Source organism: Exiguobacterium sp. J17977 (assembly GCF_018616375.1).
Classification (GTDB): domain Bacteria; phylum Bacillota; class Bacilli; order Exiguobacteriales; family Exiguobacteriaceae; genus Exiguobacterium; species Exiguobacterium mexicanum.
Genome location: NZ_JAEQBB010000022.1, coordinates 1 through 299 on the forward strand (window position 1 = coordinate 1; position 299 = coordinate 299).

Annotated in this window: 1 tRNA gene; it reads right to left on the bottom strand. The window is 48.8% G+C overall.

The features are described from left to right. Positions 1-136: 136 nt before the first annotated feature. Positions 137-212, bottom strand: a tRNA-Ala gene (locus tag KNO58_RS15310). Between the last annotated feature and the right edge of the window lie 87 nt (positions 213-299).

The window sequence follows — 299 nt, forward strand, 5'->3', positions numbered from 1 at the left end:
TCCTGAGCCAGGATCAAACTCTCCAAAGAATTTGATATAGCTCTTTAAAACATGACGAAGCTTGCGCTTCATTCAAACATGGTAAAACTTTTTTTGCCTCATCGTTCAGTTTTCAAAGTTCGTCGGTTTAAAGAATTGGTGGAGCCTAGCGGGATCGAACCGCTGACCTCCTGCGTGCAAGGCAGGCGCTCTCCCAGCTGAGCTAAGGCCCCAAAAGTTATGATGGTCGGGAAGACAGGATTCGAACCTGCGACCCCTTGGTCCCAAACCAAGTGCTCTACCAAGCTGAGCTACTTCCC